The following is a 14,263-nucleotide window of genomic DNA, read 5'->3' on the forward strand; positions in this document are numbered from 1 at the left end:
GTATGGTTCTGGACAGACCTACGATACCACTGTTAAAACCATGGTATCAGGCAAACGAAACCCTTGAGAGTACAGGAGAGCAGAACGGTGAAAATCAAAGTCCGAGGTGTTGAAGAAGGCCAGCCAGTGCCGGAGAAGTTTGCATTTGGCGTATACAACGAACAGGACCACATGAGTTTCGGCCCCAACCGCAATCCGGAAGTGAGCTGGGAGGAGGTTCCGGAGGGCACCAAAAGCTTTGTGGTGATGATGTTCGACCCGGACGTACCCAGCGTTGCGGATGATGTGAATCAGGAAGGCAAGACGGTTTCAAAGGATATCCCCCGGGTGGATTTCTTCCACTGGCTGCTGGTGGATGTTCCCGCTTCCATTTCCCGTATTCCGGAGGGCGAGGACAGCGACGGGGTCATTCCCAAGGGCAAGGAACCCGGGCCGGGGCCGATCGGTATTCGCGGTGTGAACAACTACACCCAGTTTTTGGCCGGTAATCCGGACATGGCGGGTACCTATGCCGGTTACGATGGCCCCTGCCCACCCTGGAACGATGAGATCATTCACCATTACCACTACGAGGTGCATGCCCTGGACGTGGAGAGTCTGGGCCTGGATGGAGAATTTGATGGTGCCGCAGTGCGTGAAGCCATGGCCGGCCATGTGCTGGCCAGTGCCAGGGTCACCGGCACCTATACATTGAATCCGGATCTGCGTTGATTCAGCCGGACAGATGGTGATGGCGTAACAAAGTGCCTTTTGCCGGGTCAGTGAGGGCAACATTCATGCATCACAGGGTGAGGAGTTGCCATGCGCTTTTACCATCTGTCTGTATTACTGATTATTCTGCTGACGACCTTTGCCGGTTTTGCGCGGGCCGAGACCAATAAAGAGGTTTACGGGCCATACGGAGAGCTCATCGGGGCGTTCCTCATCGAGAAAGACCTGCCTGACGATGGCCTGGTGTCCGCTTTCGATTACGCCGCTGCGATCGACCATGACAGGACCCGGCAAAGGCTGACCGAGCAGCGGGAAGCGCTTGCCGAATTTGATCTATCGACTCTTGACGGTCGCGACGAGTCCATTGCCTTCTGGATCAACGCCTACAACTTCTTCATGCTCGATCAGATCCTGTCAGAACAACCTGACGGGAAACTGGTGTCGTCGGTATGGGACTACGGAGGACGGGTGAATCCTTTCCAGGACAATGTCTTCGAGCGGGAGAAATTTGACATCGGGGGCGAAGAATACAGTCTGGATCAGATGGAAAAAGAGATCCTGCTCGGCGACGATTATGCTGACAGGGGCTGGAAGGACGCCCGGGTTCACTTTGCGGTGAACTGTGCATCGGTTGGATGCCCTCCTCTGCGGGATGTTGTCTATACGGCTGACAACCTTGAGGACCTGCTGGCAGAGAACACCCGGCGGGCGTTCAATACCGATTATCACCTGAAGGTTGAGGGCGATACGCTTCACGTGACTGAATTGTTCAAGTGGTATGAAGAGGATTTCGCCGAAGCTGCAGGCTCGGGAAAGGCGTTCATTGAGGAATGGGCCGATCCCTCCGTGGCAGACCGTGTTGCCGATACCTCGTCCATGGAGTTTATTGATTACGACTGGGCCCTGAACCGGCCCGCCAGTTTCCCCGAATTTCGTTAGAATTCAGCGTACCGGGCAGGCCGAAGGTTCCTCTTCCCGAGCCTTGGGCGCCCAGGTGCCGTTTACCAGGGATTCAATGTTCTTGTAGATATCGGCGGCATCGCTGACCCGGGCCAGCCAGCTCAGGGGAATGCCTTGCTCTCCACCCACACCGTGGATGGCCGCCATGGCCGGCCCGATAATCCAGGACCGCCCGCAGGAATCGCCACCACACTGGATATTGGCGCGCACGGCCTCGGTGTAGCTGCCGGCGTGGCTGAGGATATGAAAGATCACCGGCATGGCCTCGTGCAGGTAACAGGTGCGGCCAAAGGTGTCGCCGGCGGCTACCGCATTCAGCTGTGTTCCGGAGGACCTTGCTTTCTCGAGGCTCTCCCGATCTGGCGCTTCCGGGGCTGCTGCATCCAGCGCCACTGACATGGTCTCGCCCTGGAACAGGCGCTCAAGCAGTCGTGCCGCGCATCTTGCCCAGGCCACAGCCTCGTCGTTGTGGTTGGTCACCCGCACAGCGGCTTCAGTAATATCCATCAGCTTGTCGCTGCCGCAATAGCTGGCCACCAGGGGCGGCAGTTTGGAGACTGCCGGCAGCTGCATATCATCGGCGCCGCTTTCCGGAAGCAGCTGGCGGTCGATGGTTTCTGCCAGGTGAACGCCGGCTTCCTGTATCCCGGTTTCACTGTAGGTGAGGTTAATGGCCCGGCGAACCGGGTCCGCCAGCTGGTCACCGGTCAGGCGCCGCGTGTAGGGCAGGACTTTCTGTACCAGAATACGCTTCTGCTTGTCGGTCAGTTCAACGTCAATATTCGCCTGGGCCTGTTCAATGGCTTTCTGCTCAATGGTGTTGAGGTTGTTCAGGGTGACCCGGGTAGGGTTATCCAGGAAACCCTGCCATTGCCCGCCAGGGCCAAAGTACGACCGGAAGCGCCGTTGGTAATCCCGGATGTCCAGTTTGCCCTCATTCGCAAGAAGGCTGTCTGTGAGTACTCCGGTGGCGGCCCCATAGTGGCTGACATCACCTGATTGTTTACCTTCATGGGCAAAGTAGCCGAAGCCACCGGTAAAATACTCGGCTTTCGGAGGCAGGAATTCCGGTGACTGGCCGCCCACCTCATGGATGCGTTGGCTGTCATACAGCCAGTGCAGCCCAAGGCTGGCGGCATCCGCCACCCAGCCACCGGCCAGGGCGGCGATCATTGCGGGTTTTCTGTCGTTGGGCAGGTTGCCTTTCATTGAAAATCCTCATTGGTCAGTTTGATCTATGTCACCTATGGTCCGGGTGTATACGTTCACACTACAACGGATTCTCACCGATCAGGAAAGGAGATCCCTGAATGGCTCACCAAGATATCCCCCGTACCGCATCCTCAAAACTGAAAGCACACATCGAGGCCCTGAAGGCACAGGGCGTTCCGGTAACACCCGATGCCTCCTCCCGGCACCTGCACAACGGTATCGATACACCGCTGCCACCGGCGGACCTGCACGGTGCCTATGTCAATAATCGCCCGCTCCCAACCGAAGGCATTGCAGACCGGCGCGCCTGGATTGTGGGCAGTGGTATTGCCGGCCTGTCCGCCGCGTTCTTTCTGATCCGCGACGGGCATATGCCTGCTGGCAATATCACCTTCCTGGAAGAGCAGGAAATCGAGGGCGGCTCACTGGATGGCGCCGGCAACGCCGAAGACGGTTACATCGTGCGCGGTGGCCGGGAAATGGAGATGACCTACCAGAACTTCTGGGATGTGTTTTCGGAGATACCGGCTCTGGAATTGCCAAAGCCTTTCACTGTGCTGGATGAATACCGCATCTTAAATGATGCCGACAAGAACTGGTCAAAGGCACGGCTGCTGGAGAAGCAGGGCCAGATCAAGGACTTTTCGACCATGGAGCTGACCAAGAGACAACAGCTTGAGGTGGTGAGGCTTCTGCTTGCGCGCAAAGAGGACCTGGACGATATCACGGTAGAAGACTGGTTCAGTGAAGGGTTTCTGAACAGCAACTTCTACACCTTCTGGCGCACCATGTTCGCCTTCCAGAACTGGCATTCCGTGCTTGAAATGAAACTCTATATGCATCGTTTCCTGCACCTGATGGACGGGCTTAACGACATGACCTCGCTCGTCTTTCCGAAATACAATCAATACGATACCTTTGTACGCCCGTTGATGAACTGGCTGAAGGAGCAGGGCGTTAACATCCAGTACGACACGGTTGTCGAGAACCTGGAGATGGAAACCTCCGGGAGCACCAGAACGGTCACGGCGATCCAGTGCCATGGCAGTGAGGGAGATAAAACCTTTAATGTCGGCGAGCGCGATCTGGTGTTTGTCACCACCGGCTCAATGACCGAAGACACTGCCTACGGCGATGACGATACGGCCCCGCAACTCAAAGAAAGCGACCAGGCAGGCCCCGGTTCAGGCTGGCAGTTGTGGAAGAACCTGGCGCAACAATCCGATGTGTTCGGAAAGCCCGAGAAGTTCTGCGGCAATATACCCGGTTCAACCTGGGAGTCGGTCACCCTTACCTGCAAGCCCTCGCCCCTGATGGACAAGCTCAGGGAACTGTCGGTCAACGATCCCTATTCCGGCTTTACCGCAACCGGCGGAATTATCACCTTTACGGATTCCGCCTGGCTGATGAGCTTCACCTGCAACCGGCAGCCCCACTTTCCGGATCAGCCTGATGACGTAATCGTGCTCTGGACCTACGCGCTGTTGATGGACAAGCCGGGCGATTATGTGAAGAAGCCGATGCCCGAATGCACCGGCAAGGAAGTGCTGGCGGAGATGTGCTACCACCTGGGCCTGATTGATCAACTCGACGAGGTGATGGCGGCCACGAAAACCCGGATCGCGCTGATGCCCTATATCACCGCGCAGTTCATGCCGCGTGCCGCTGGAGACCGGCCCTGGGTAGTGCCGGAAGGCTGCACGAACCTGGCCTGCATGGGGCAGTTTGTGGAAACCCACAACGATGTGGTGTTCACCCTGGAAAGCTCGGTGCGAACAGCCCGGGTTGGCGTCTACAGCCTGCTGGGTATCAACAAACAGGTGCCGGACATCTATCCCGGCCAGTACGATATCCGTCGGCTGCTGCGGGCAACCCGCACCCTCAACAACGATGAAGCTTTTCTGGGCGAAGGCCTCCTGCGACGCATTCTCGGTGGCACCTACTTCGAGCATATCCTGCCGCTGGGGCCCGATGAGAAGGCCGAGGAGCTGAGCCGGCCCGGATTGTTTGAACAGCAGTTCCACGCGCTTCGAAGTGTTGTCGAAGGTAATCACACACTGGAAGAGGCCAGGGACTGGATTCAGGGTGTTTTGAGAAAACTGCGTGGGGGTCGTTAACTACAAAACCGGGATTATTCGGGTAGGAGCCGGGGACAATTACTCGGAATCGTTTTTCCGGGAACGTTGGGCATCAAGCCGTTCTTTGATGCGGCTGTCGATCCGGTGGACAAGTTCCTCATCCACCTGCTGGCTGGAATGTGCCTTCATGAGGTCGATACTGGCCCGCAGGTTGCCGATAAATGTGCGGCAATGCCCGCACATCAGCAAGTGCATCTTCACCGACACCCTGTCCATGGTGCCCAGTTCGCCATCAATGTAATCACTGGCGATACGGGCCAGATCCCGGCACATCAACATTCGCCTGTCTCCTGGAATGTCTCGACCATCAGAAAAATTCTCTGCCGTGCCCTGTGTAAGAGCACCCTCAGGTTAGAGGCACTGACATCCAGAATGTTACACACATCATCGGATTTATGCTGGTGAGCCTCATACAGCATCAAAGCGGAGCGCTGGGTTTCCGGTAATGCAGCCAGATGTTGGTCCAGGCAGTCACTCAGTGCGCCGTTCTCCATCAACGCCTGGGCCGATTCGTTGGATTTCAGGCCTGGTGGGGTAGCCCAGCGGCCATTGTGTGCGAAGCGATCAGCCAGTTCCGGATCCAGCGTTTCGGAAAAATCGGAACTGACTTCCCGTTTTGTTTTTCTCAGATGATTCTTGGCCCTGTTGGCAACAATGCGATGAAGCCATGTCTTCAGGCCGGATCTGCCTTCAAATTTCTGAATGGCATCAATGACCGTAACCCAGCAGTCCTGTACGGTTTCCTCCGCCGAGGACGGGTCCAGGTAAAAGCGGGCTACTGCCAGCATGCCCGGTGTATATAAACGCACGGCTTCGTGAAAAGCGGCCTGATCACCGGATTTCAGGCCATTGATGAGGATATCCTCATCAGATTGGTGTTTTGCGGTTTCCATTCCGTATACCCTCGGAAATTGTGGGGCCAGAGTCAGGCATTGTTATAGGGGGTTTGCCAGTTGTCCGGAACTGCCCGAACTACTGTGTGTCCACTGTTTCACCGATAAGTTCCGGCATTTGTGAGTATTCATTCAAAAAAGTTTAGACTGAAGCTGGTGTAACATCCAGCGCCTGGCAGTGTCATTGAAGGCAACAACGTTTTAATTCATAACCTATGGATTTAGCCATGAACTCGAAGAAGCTCATCCTGCTTGTCATTATCGCTGCCGTAGTCGCGCTGTTCATCAGCTTCGGGGGACACGAGATACTGACGCTGGAAAACCTGCAGAAACACCAGTCGTCCATAGAGCAATGGATAAGCCAGAATCTTCTGATCGCAGTTCTCGGTTTCGCTGTGGTCTACGTGGTTGTTACCGCCTTGTCCTTGCCGGGTGCGGTGATCATGACCCTTGGCGGGGGGGCGTTTTTCGGGAATCTGTATGGTTTGATTGCGGTGTCCATTGCCTCGACCATCGGCGCTACTCTGGCCTTCCTGGTTGCCCGTTTCCTGTTGCGGGATACCCTGCGGGACAAATACGCCGAAACGGTTGCGAAAATGGACCGGGGCATCAAGAAGGATGGCGCCTTCTACCTGGCGACCCTGCGCCTGGTGCCGGTGTTTCCCTTCTTCCTGATCAACCTGGCCATGGGCCTGACGGCCATGAAGCTGAAAACCTACGCCCTGGTGAGCTGGGTGGCGATGTTGCCAGGCACGTTCGTGTTCGTGAATGCGGGTACCCAGCTTTCAAAAATTGAATCCACCGGCGACATTGTTTCCGCCAATATCCTGCTGTCGTTTGCACTTCTGGGCCTGTTTCCACTGATCGCCAAGTTTGTGGTGGGTTACATTCGCAAGCGCCGGGTCTATGCCGGTTGGCAGAAGCCCGAATCCTTTGATTACAACCTGCTGGTAATCGGTGGCGGCTCCGCCGGGCTGGTGTCGGCCTACATTGCCGCGGCGGTGAAGGCCAAGGTGGCGCTGATCGAGAAAGACAAGATGGGGGGTGACTGCCTGAATACCGGTTGCGTACCCTCCAAGGCACTCATCCGCAGTGCCAAGGCAGCCAATACCCTGCGCCATGCCAATCGCTACGGACTTGAAGCCGTGCCGGTTAAGGGCTCTTTCAAAACCATCATGAATCGTGTCAAAGACGTGGTTGCGAAAGTAGAGCCCCACGATTCTCCGGAACGCTATCGCAAACTGGGTGTGGACTGCATCTCTGGCACCGCCAGCTTCGTATCACCCTGGGAACTGGAAGTGGTCCATAACGACGGCCGAACCGAGCGGCTGACTGCCCGCAGTATCGTGGTGGCCACCGGCGGCAAGCCGGCCATGCCCCCGATTCCGGGGCTGAAAGATATGGAGCCGTTGACCTCCGACAACCTGTGGTCACTGGAAACCCAGCCGGAGCGCCTGCTGGTGCTGGGTGGCGGCCCCATCGGTTCCGAGCTTGCCCACGCCTTTGCCCGCCTTGGCAGCAAGGTCATTCAGGTGGAAATGGGGGAGCGCCTGCTGGCCAAGGAAGACGCCGATGTGTCCGAGGTAGTCAGGAAGCAGTTTGAAGAGGACGGCATTGACCTTCGGCTGGGCCATGCCGCGAAGGAATTTGCCGTCGAGGACGGAGAGAAGGTGGCTTACTGTGAGCACAATGGCGAGCGCGTCCGGATTCCGTTTGACCAGGTCCTGGTGGCTGTCGGCCGTGCTGCAAACACCAAAGGCCTCGGTCTGGAGAAGATCGGTGTCGAAACCCTGCCCAATGGCACGGTACCGGTGGAGGAAGACATGAGCATGCGCTTCCCCAATGTCTTCGCCTGTGGCGATGTGGCCGGCCCCTACCAGTTTACCCATGCGGCCGCCCACCAGGCCTGGTACGCAGCGGTGAATGGCCTGTTCGGCCAGTTCAAACGCTTCCGGGTGGATTACCGGGTCATGCCCTGGGTGACCTTCACCTCGCCGGAAGTGGCCCGTGTAGGTTTGAGCGAGGCAGAAGCGAAGGAGAAGGGCATAGCCTACGAAGTCACCCGTTATGGCCTGGACGACCTGGACCGTGCCATTGCCGAGAGCGAGGACTATGGCTTCATCAAGGTGCTCACGCCGCCGGGTAAGGACAGGATTCTGGGTGCCGTTGTGGTGGGCATGCACGCAGGCGAAATCCTGGCGGAATTCACCCTGGCCATGAAGCACGGCCTGGGCCTGAACAAGATCCTGGGGACCATTCACCCCTACCCGACCTGGAACGAATCCGCCAAGTACGCCGCCGGCGAATGGAAGCGGGAGCATGCCCCCCAAGGCATCCTCCGGCTTCTGGAGAAACTCCACGGCTGGCGTCGGGGCAAGCAGTCCGGTGACAAGGCCGCTCGGGAAGTTACAACGTAAACTAGAAAAATAATGGCACCGGTTGCGTAACACCGGTGTCATTCATGTGTCAGTAACGAAAGATTCACCGTAAACACGGAGCAGCTATGCCCCTGACCCAAACCGCCGAAAGACGTATTCCCGCCGTTGAAGTGCTGGAACCCCGGGCCCGCGACAGCTGGACCCACACCCGCAACGGCGACCCGCGCGGTTATATTGACGCGGATAAGCTCAAGGAGTTATGGATTCACACCGGCACCGCCTGCAACCTGGCCTGCCCCTTCTGCCTTGAGGGTTCCCACCCCGGCGACGGCCGCATTCCCGGCATGAAGCTGAGCGATGTGAAGCCGTTTATCCACGAAGCCCTGGACATGGGTGTGGAGCAGTTTTCCTTTACCGGCGGCGAGCCGTTTGTGATCCGGGATTTCATCAACATCCTGGACTACGCCAGCCACCATCGGCCCTGCTTCGTGCTCACCAACGCCACCGACCCGCTGCTCAAGCGTCGGCACAAGGTGCTGCCACTGCTGGACAACCCCTACCCGATCCACTTCCGAGTCAGCCTGGACTTCCCCGACCGCGCCCGCCACGACGTGGACCGGGGCGAAGGCAGCTTCGACAAGGCACTGGAGGGCATCCGTTGGCTGGTGCACCAGGGCTTTAAGGTCTCCATCGCCCGCCAGACCGATCCGGACGAAATCCCTGCGGATGTGGAAGCGGCCTTCCGCAGCATCTTCCGCGAATGGGGCATCCCGGAAACCCTGGCCTTCACCGCCTTCCCGGACCTGGGTACACCGGGCTCGGAAGACGGCAGCCCGGAGATCACCGAAACCTGCATGGAGAAGTATCCCACCAGGGAAGCCCGTTCCCATTTCATGTGCACCTACACGCGCATGTTGGTAAAGCGGGATGACCAGGTGAGGGTCTATGCCTGCACTCTGGTGGACGACGATCCGCAGTATGACCTTGGCGGTACCCTGGCGGAGAGCATGGATGAGCGCATCATGTTGCGGCATCACCGGTGTTTTTCGTGCTACCGGTTTGGGGCCAGTTGTTCGGCGCCCGTTTGATTTGGGCCTGGGTGGTTTGTTTGGTAGGACTGGTTGCTGGTCATTGGCGGCCTGGGGGTGGTGTTTTATTTCCTTGGGAAAAAGAACTCGCTTCGCTCAGACACCTTTTTCCTGGCGGAAATAAAACACCACCCCCAGACCGCGGTTAGCCACTGCAATTCGTTGGGTAAAACAACGCTTTTCTTGAACTCGGTTGCTGTGTCTGGTGGATCGGGGACGGCATGCTGAAAAGTATGAACGAGGCAGTGGTGGAGGGGGTTCAAAAAATGTGGAGCGCCATGGACGGCGCGACCAAGCCCCCCATGGATGGGTTCACGGGCGTTTTTTTGAACCCCCTCCACCACTGACTCAAGCACGGTGCTCAGAGGTAACCGGATAAGCCCCGGATGACCGGAAAACAAGGTAGAGAACGAGGACAAGACAGACGATGAATTTTATGGAAGCCACTCTGTTTTGGGGATTTTTGGTGGTCTATGGCGTGGTGATGTATGTGCTGTCGCCCAAGAGCAAAAACGCCAATTCGTTCTACAAGGGGGCGGATGACCAGGGTAATCCGGTGGGGCAGTGGTCGCTGACGGCGAGTATTTTTATCAGCTGGATTTTTGCCAAGTCGGTAACCAACGCCGCCAACCTGGGTGCGGCCTACGGTGTGACCGGGGGGCTGGCGTATGCCAGTTACTGGCTGTCGATTCCCGTGGCCGGCTACATCATCTATCTGATTCGTACCCAGACCGGGGCCCGCAGCCTGCAGGATTTTCTGACGTCCCGCTTCGGGCGGCTGGCCAGTCTGGCGTTTGCGGCGGCGATTCTGATCCGGCTGTATAACGAGGTCTGGAGTAATACTGCCGTGGTGGGCGGTTACTTCGGCCTGCCTGGGGAGTGGGAATACTGGGGCGCGGCCATGCTGTTCACCCTGTTTACCCTGGCCTACAGCCTCAAGGGTGGGCTGCGGTCGTCGATTTTCACCGATGTGATCCAGACCTTTGTGTTCGTGTTCTTTGTGGGTGCGGTGCTGTTCCTGATTATTCCCGCCAACGACACCAGTGCCCTGCTGACCAACGGCGAGTTCAAACTCAATGCCGGTTTCGACCTGTTGCTGGTGGCGCTGTTGCAGATGTTCAGCTATCCCTTCCACGATCCGGTGCTGACCGACCGGGGCTTTGTGAACAAGGAAAAAACCATGCTCAAGAGCTTCGTGGTGGCGGGGCTGCTGGGCTTTGTGGCGGTGTTTATCTTCAGTCTGGTGGGTGTGCATGCGCGGCTGAACGGCATTGAGGCCATGGGTAATGCGCCGGCTGCCGTGGGGCAGTCCCTGGGGCTGGCGGCGCTGTTTTTTATGAGCGTCATCATGATGACCTCGGCGGGCTCCACGCTGGATTCCACCTTCAGTTCCCTGGCCAAGTCACTGGCGGTGGACCTGCCGCGCCTGGCGAAGCGGGCGAAGGACCGGTTGCCGAGTGTGCGGGTTGGCGCGGTGATCATGATCATCTTCGCCTTCCTGGGCAACATTCCGATGTTTGCCGGCACCGACATCCTGTTGGCCACCACCATCTCCGGCACCATGGTGATGGGGCTGGCGCCGGTGTTCCTGTTTTACGGGTTTACCCGCTGGTCGCCCTGGAGCTTCCATCTCAGTTTCTGGACCGGGCTGGGGCTTGGCATTCTGCTGTCGGCGGGGCTGATTCCTTCGAGCTGGGCCATTGGCGAGGGCGCCTATGCGCTGCTGCTGGGCACCAATACTTATGGCTTTCTGATTTGCACCGCCGGGTTCTTCCTGCCGCTGCTGGCGCGCCGGCTTGCCGGTCGGTCGTTGGCCGCGGGTGAGGTGTAGGAATGAGCGAAGGCAGAAGCTGTCCCCTGGCCTATCGATACCGGGCTGCCGACTTGTGCCGGGAACCCGCTCAGGTTATTGAAGACGTGCTCTACATTATCGGGGGGCTCTACGGAAACCCTTACGCCCTTGATGAAATCGAGCGGATGGCGCTTCAGTAAGAACGGCAGGGGCACAGGGTAAGGCTGATTTTCAACGGGGATTTTAACTGGTTCAACGCCGATGACAGCCTGTTCATGGAGATCAACAGCCGCGTGCTGGATCACACCGTCAGCCTGGGCAATGTCGATTACGAGCTTGCCAATCCCAACGAGGGAGCCGGCTGTGGCTGTGCCTACCCGGATTTTGTTGATGAGTCTGTGGTGGCGCGCTCCAATGCCATCATGGAACGGCTTCAGGGGGTGGCTGGTGATCATCCGGATATCCAGGAGCGGCTGGCTCTACTGCCCCGTTACCGCTGCGTGTTGTTTGGAGGCCTAAAGGTTTTAGTGGTGCATGGTGATCCCGAGTCCCTGGCCGGCTGGGGTCTGGCCCATGAATCCTTTGTGGCTGGTAACGAGGCGAAACTTGCAGAGTGGTTCGGTCACTCCGGCGCTGATGTGATTGCCTCCACCCATACCTGCCTGCCGGCACTCTGGGCGGGCATCGCGGAAGGTCGCAGTCGCATAGTAGTTAATAATGGCTCGGCGGGCATGGGAAACCTGTCACGGGACCCGCGGGGGCTGATCACCCGCATTGCCCTGACAAGCCCCCTGGCCCAGCCGGTAGCCGGCCTTGAACGTCATGGCCTGAATGTATCCCTGGTGCCCGTCGACTATGACCGGGATGCCTGGTTGCCGCGGTTTGACCAGCTCTGGCCCGTTGGTTCAGCGGCCTCGGTATCCTACCGGAGCCGTATAACCGGCGGAACATCCCTGAAGCCAGATCAGGTTGTGTTTCCTTCCGCTATCTAATGAAACGGTCACTGGCGCCTGCCTGAATCCGGTCTATTCTTTAGGGGTGGGGCGGTAAAGCCCGTTGTGTGTTCAGTAACCCTGACTTGAAATATATTTTGTGGTCTATATAATTCAACGCTAACTTTTTGAGGCGAATCGATCACGTTATGACATCAGAAGGCTCGAATACCACCGCCATCAGCCTCCGGGTACCGGTCAAGGATGATGGCTACAGGCTCCACCAGCTGGTGGCCCAGTGTCCACCGCTGGACCCCAACTCGATCTACTGCAACCTCCTGCAGTGCAGCCACTTTGCCGAAACCGGCGTGGCGGCGGAGATAGACGGCGATCTGGTCGGTTTTATTTCCGGATATATTCCCCCCCAACAGCCCGAAACCGTATTTGTCTGGCAAGTGGCCGTGCACGAGAAAGGTCGTGGTCAGGGTCTGGCCAAGCGGATGCTGAAGGCGATTGTGGCCCGGGATGCGTGCAAGAACGTGACCCATATGGAGACCACCATCACTGAAGACAATGAGGCCTCCTGGGCGTTGTTCCGGTCATTTGCCCGTGACATGGGTGCAGAGCTCACCTATCACGAGCATTTTGAGAAAGAGACCCACTTCGGCGGTGAGCACGATTCCGAGTTCCTGCTCCGCATCGGGCCTTTCACAAAACCGGTATAAAAGCCTTCCCGGAAAACGATATACCCCTGTTTGGACCGGCCGGCAGATTGCTGAGGTGAATCTGTCATAACGGCCTTAACCAACGTGCCACCGCACAACTACCTCGAACCTGACATGCTAAGAGGCAAGAACATGGAACTTTTCAAGTCGACTGAATCCGAAGTACGTGTCTATTCCCGTGCCTTTCCGGTGATTTTCAACCGTGCCAAGAATGCGCACCTTTACACCGAAGACGGCAAGGAATACCTGGATTTTCTGGCTGGCGCCGGGTCACTGAACTATGGCCACAACAACGACATTCTCAAGAAAGCGTTGCTCGAGTACATTGAAAGCGATGGTGTCAGCCAGGGGCTGGATATGTTTACCACCGCCAAGCATGATTTCATCGAGTCCTACAAGAAGTACATTCTCGACCCCCGTGGGCTGAACTACAAAATGCAGTTCACCGGGCCCACCGGTACCAACTGTGTGGAAGCAGCTCTCAAGCTGGCCCGCAAGGTGAAAGGCCGCAATGGTATTATTTCCTTCACCAATGGCTTCCACGGCGTCACCATGGGTGCCGTTGCCGCAACCGGCAACAAGCACCACCGTGGCGGTGTCGGTACCCCGCTGGGCAACGTGGACTTCATGTTCTATGACGGCTATCTGGGCGAGAACGTAGACACGCTCGAGATCATGGACAAGGTGCTGTCCGACGGCTCCTCCGGTTTCGAGTTGCCGGCTGCGGTCATTGTCGAGGCCGTCCAGGGCGAGGGTGGCCTGAATGCGGCCCGTGCCGAGTGGCTGCAGGGCCTGGAGAAGCTGTGCCGGAAGCACGACATACTGCTTATTCTGGATGATATCCAGGCCGGTAATGGTCGTACCGGTGAGTTCTTCAGCTTCGAATTTGCCGGCATCAAGCCGGATATCGTGACGGTGTCCAAATCCCTGAGCGGCTACGGGCTGCCCATGGCACTGGTTTTGTTCAAGCCGGAGCTGGATGTCTGGGGCCCGGGTGAGCACAACGGCACCTTCCGTGGCAACAACATGGCCTTCGTGACAGCCCGTGCGGCGGTGGAGACATACTGGAAAGACGATGCCTTTGCCAATGAGGTGAAGGCCAAGACGAAGGTGCTCGGCGATGGCCTGCAGGCTATCTGCGACAAGTACCCCGGCGAGTTCAGTATGAAGGGCCGGGGGCTGATGCGCGGCATTGAAGCCACTCACGCCGAGCTCACGGACAGGATCACCAGCCGTGCCTTTGAGAAGGGGCTGATTATCGAAACCAGTGGCCCCAACGATGAAGTCATCAAATGCCTGATGCCGCTGACCACCAGCGAGGATGATCTGCGCAAAGGTGCTAAACTTCTGGCAGAAAGCGTGGATGAAATCATGCAGGAAGGAATGAGCAAGGCGTCCTGAGACGCCTGCCATTCCCCCAAATTCATTCTGCAG

General features: G+C 57.6%; 13 protein-coding genes. 10 read left to right on the forward strand and 3 right to left on the reverse strand.

Translation table 11 applies throughout. From position 1 onward, the window contains the following. The first annotated feature begins 87 nt into the window (after positions 1 to 87). Together HLUCCO03_RS18750 and HLUCCO03_RS18755 are read left to right on the forward strand one after the other, a co-directional pair. On the forward strand, positions 88 to 711 hold the full coding sequence (locus HLUCCO03_RS18750; protein WP_027830367.1) for a YbhB/YbcL family Raf kinase inhibitor-like protein: 624 nt from the start codon (positions 88 to 90) through the stop codon (positions 709 to 711). Between the two features lie 90 nt (positions 712 to 801). After that, positions 802 to 1,650: a DUF547 domain-containing protein gene (locus HLUCCO03_RS18755; RefSeq protein ID WP_027830368.1), complete on the forward strand. Its 849-nt coding sequence runs from the start codon at positions 802 to 804 to the stop codon at positions 1,648 to 1,650. A gap of 3 nt (positions 1,651 to 1,653) precedes the next feature. Here the strand turns inward: HLUCCO03_RS18755 and HLUCCO03_RS18760 are convergent, their stop codons facing one another. Continuing rightward, positions 1,654 to 2,880, reverse strand: coding sequence for an ADP-ribosylglycohydrolase family protein (locus HLUCCO03_RS18760; RefSeq protein WP_051603738.1), 1,227 nt, complete (start codon positions 2,878 to 2,880; stop codon positions 1,654 to 1,656). Between the two features lie 101 nt (positions 2,881 to 2,981). On the opposite strand from HLUCCO03_RS18760, the gene HLUCCO03_RS18765 reads away from it, so the two are divergent. Continuing rightward, on the forward strand, positions 2,982 to 5,000 hold the full coding sequence (locus tag HLUCCO03_RS18765) for an oleate hydratase (protein WP_027830369.1): 2,019 nt from the start codon (positions 2,982 to 2,984) through the stop codon (positions 4,998 to 5,000). Positions 5,001 to 5,039: 39 nt separating this feature from the next. Here HLUCCO03_RS18765 and HLUCCO03_RS18770 read toward each other — a convergent pair whose 3' ends face one another. Continuing rightward, entirely contained in the window at positions 5,040 to 5,300 is a 261-nt protein-coding gene (locus tag HLUCCO03_RS18770) for an anti-sigma factor (RefSeq protein ID WP_027830370.1), read from the reverse strand. Next, entirely contained in the window at positions 5,294 to 5,914 is a 621-nt protein-coding gene (locus HLUCCO03_RS18775) for an RNA polymerase sigma factor (protein WP_027830371.1), read from the reverse strand. Before HLUCCO03_RS18775 ends, HLUCCO03_RS18770 begins: the two co-directional genes overlap by 7 nt. Positions 5,915 to 6,141: 227 nt before the next feature. On the opposite strand from HLUCCO03_RS18775, the gene HLUCCO03_RS18780 reads away from it, so the two are divergent. From HLUCCO03_RS18780 to ectB, 7 genes are all read left to right on the forward strand, one after another. Continuing rightward, positions 6,142 to 8,331: an FAD-dependent oxidoreductase gene (locus HLUCCO03_RS18780; protein ID WP_036197131.1), complete on the forward strand. Its 2,190-nt coding sequence runs from the start codon at positions 6,142 to 6,144 to the stop codon at positions 8,329 to 8,331. Positions 8,332 to 8,417: 86 nt separating this feature from the next. After that, positions 8,418 to 9,380, forward strand: coding sequence for a radical SAM protein (locus HLUCCO03_RS18785; protein WP_027830372.1), 963 nt, complete (start codon positions 8,418 to 8,420; stop codon positions 9,378 to 9,380). A 427-nt stretch (positions 9,381 to 9,807) separates the two neighbouring features. Beyond that, positions 9,808 to 11,211, forward strand: a complete 1,404-nt coding sequence (locus tag HLUCCO03_RS18790) for a sodium:solute symporter (protein ID WP_027830373.1) — start codon at positions 9,808 to 9,810, stop codon at positions 11,209 to 11,211. Between the two features lie 2 nt (positions 11,212 to 11,213). Then, a complete protein-coding gene (locus HLUCCO03_RS18795; protein WP_292016766.1) occupies positions 11,214 to 11,372 on the forward strand; it encodes a hypothetical protein in 159 nt (52 codons plus the stop codon). A gap of 75 nt (positions 11,373 to 11,447) precedes the next feature. Beyond that, positions 11,448 to 12,164: a hypothetical protein gene (locus HLUCCO03_RS18800; protein WP_292016767.1), complete on the forward strand. Its 717-nt coding sequence runs from the start codon at positions 11,448 to 11,450 to the stop codon at positions 12,162 to 12,164. A gap of 149 nt (positions 12,165 to 12,313) precedes the next feature. Next, positions 12,314 to 12,829 carry a diaminobutyrate acetyltransferase gene (gene ectA / locus HLUCCO03_RS18805; protein ID WP_027830374.1) on the forward strand — a complete coding sequence of 172 codons (516 nt, stop codon included), beginning with the start codon at positions 12,314 to 12,316 and terminating at the stop codon, positions 12,827 to 12,829. 132 nt (positions 12,830 to 12,961) lie between these two features. Continuing rightward, complete coding sequence (gene ectB / locus HLUCCO03_RS18810) at positions 12,962 to 14,230, forward strand: diaminobutyrate--2-oxoglutarate transaminase (RefSeq protein WP_027830375.1); 1,269 nt, start codon at positions 12,962 to 12,964, stop codon at positions 14,228 to 14,230. Positions 14,231 to 14,263 lie beyond the last annotated feature (33 nt).

Source organism: Marinobacter sp. HL-58 (assembly GCF_001314605.1).
Classification (GTDB): domain Bacteria; phylum Pseudomonadota; class Gammaproteobacteria; order Pseudomonadales; family Oleiphilaceae; genus Marinobacter.

What these genes read in the sequence shown, in the direction of transcription:
- HLUCCO03_RS18765 (WP_027830369.1), top strand. Translation starts at nt 2,982, where the DNA reads ATGGCTCACCAAGATATCCCCCGTACCGCATCCTCAAAACTGAAAGCA.
- HLUCCO03_RS18790 (WP_027830373.1), top strand. Translation starts at nt 9,808, where the DNA reads ATGAATTTTATGGAAGCCACTCTGTTTTGGGGATTTTTGGTGGTCTAT.
- ectA (WP_027830374.1), top strand. Translation starts at nt 12,314, where the DNA reads ATGACATCAGAAGGCTCGAATACCACCGCCATCAGCCTCCGGGTACCG.
- HLUCCO03_RS18800 (WP_292016767.1), top strand. Translation starts at nt 11,448, where the DNA reads ATGGAGATCAACAGCCGCGTGCTGGATCACACCGTCAGCCTGGGCAAT.
- HLUCCO03_RS18775 (WP_027830371.1), bottom strand. Translation starts at nt 5,914, where the DNA reads ATGGAAACCGCAAAACACCAATCTGATGAGGATATCCTCATCAATGGC.
- HLUCCO03_RS18780 (WP_036197131.1), top strand. Translation starts at nt 6,142, where the DNA reads ATGAACTCGAAGAAGCTCATCCTGCTTGTCATTATCGCTGCCGTAGTC.
- HLUCCO03_RS18795 (WP_292016766.1), top strand. Translation starts at nt 11,214, where the DNA reads ATGAGCGAAGGCAGAAGCTGTCCCCTGGCCTATCGATACCGGGCTGCC.
- HLUCCO03_RS18770 (WP_027830370.1), bottom strand. Translation starts at nt 5,300, where the DNA reads ATGTTGATGTGCCGGGATCTGGCCCGTATCGCCAGTGATTACATTGAT.
- HLUCCO03_RS18760 (WP_051603738.1), bottom strand. Translation starts at nt 2,880, where the DNA reads ATGAAAGGCAACCTGCCCAACGACAGAAAACCCGCAATGATCGCCGCC.
- HLUCCO03_RS18755 (WP_027830368.1), top strand. Translation starts at nt 802, where the DNA reads ATGCGCTTTTACCATCTGTCTGTATTACTGATTATTCTGCTGACGACC.
- HLUCCO03_RS18785 (WP_027830372.1), top strand. Translation starts at nt 8,418, where the DNA reads ATGCCCCTGACCCAAACCGCCGAAAGACGTATTCCCGCCGTTGAAGTG.
- ectB (WP_027830375.1), top strand. Translation starts at nt 12,962, where the DNA reads ATGGAACTTTTCAAGTCGACTGAATCCGAAGTACGTGTCTATTCCCGT.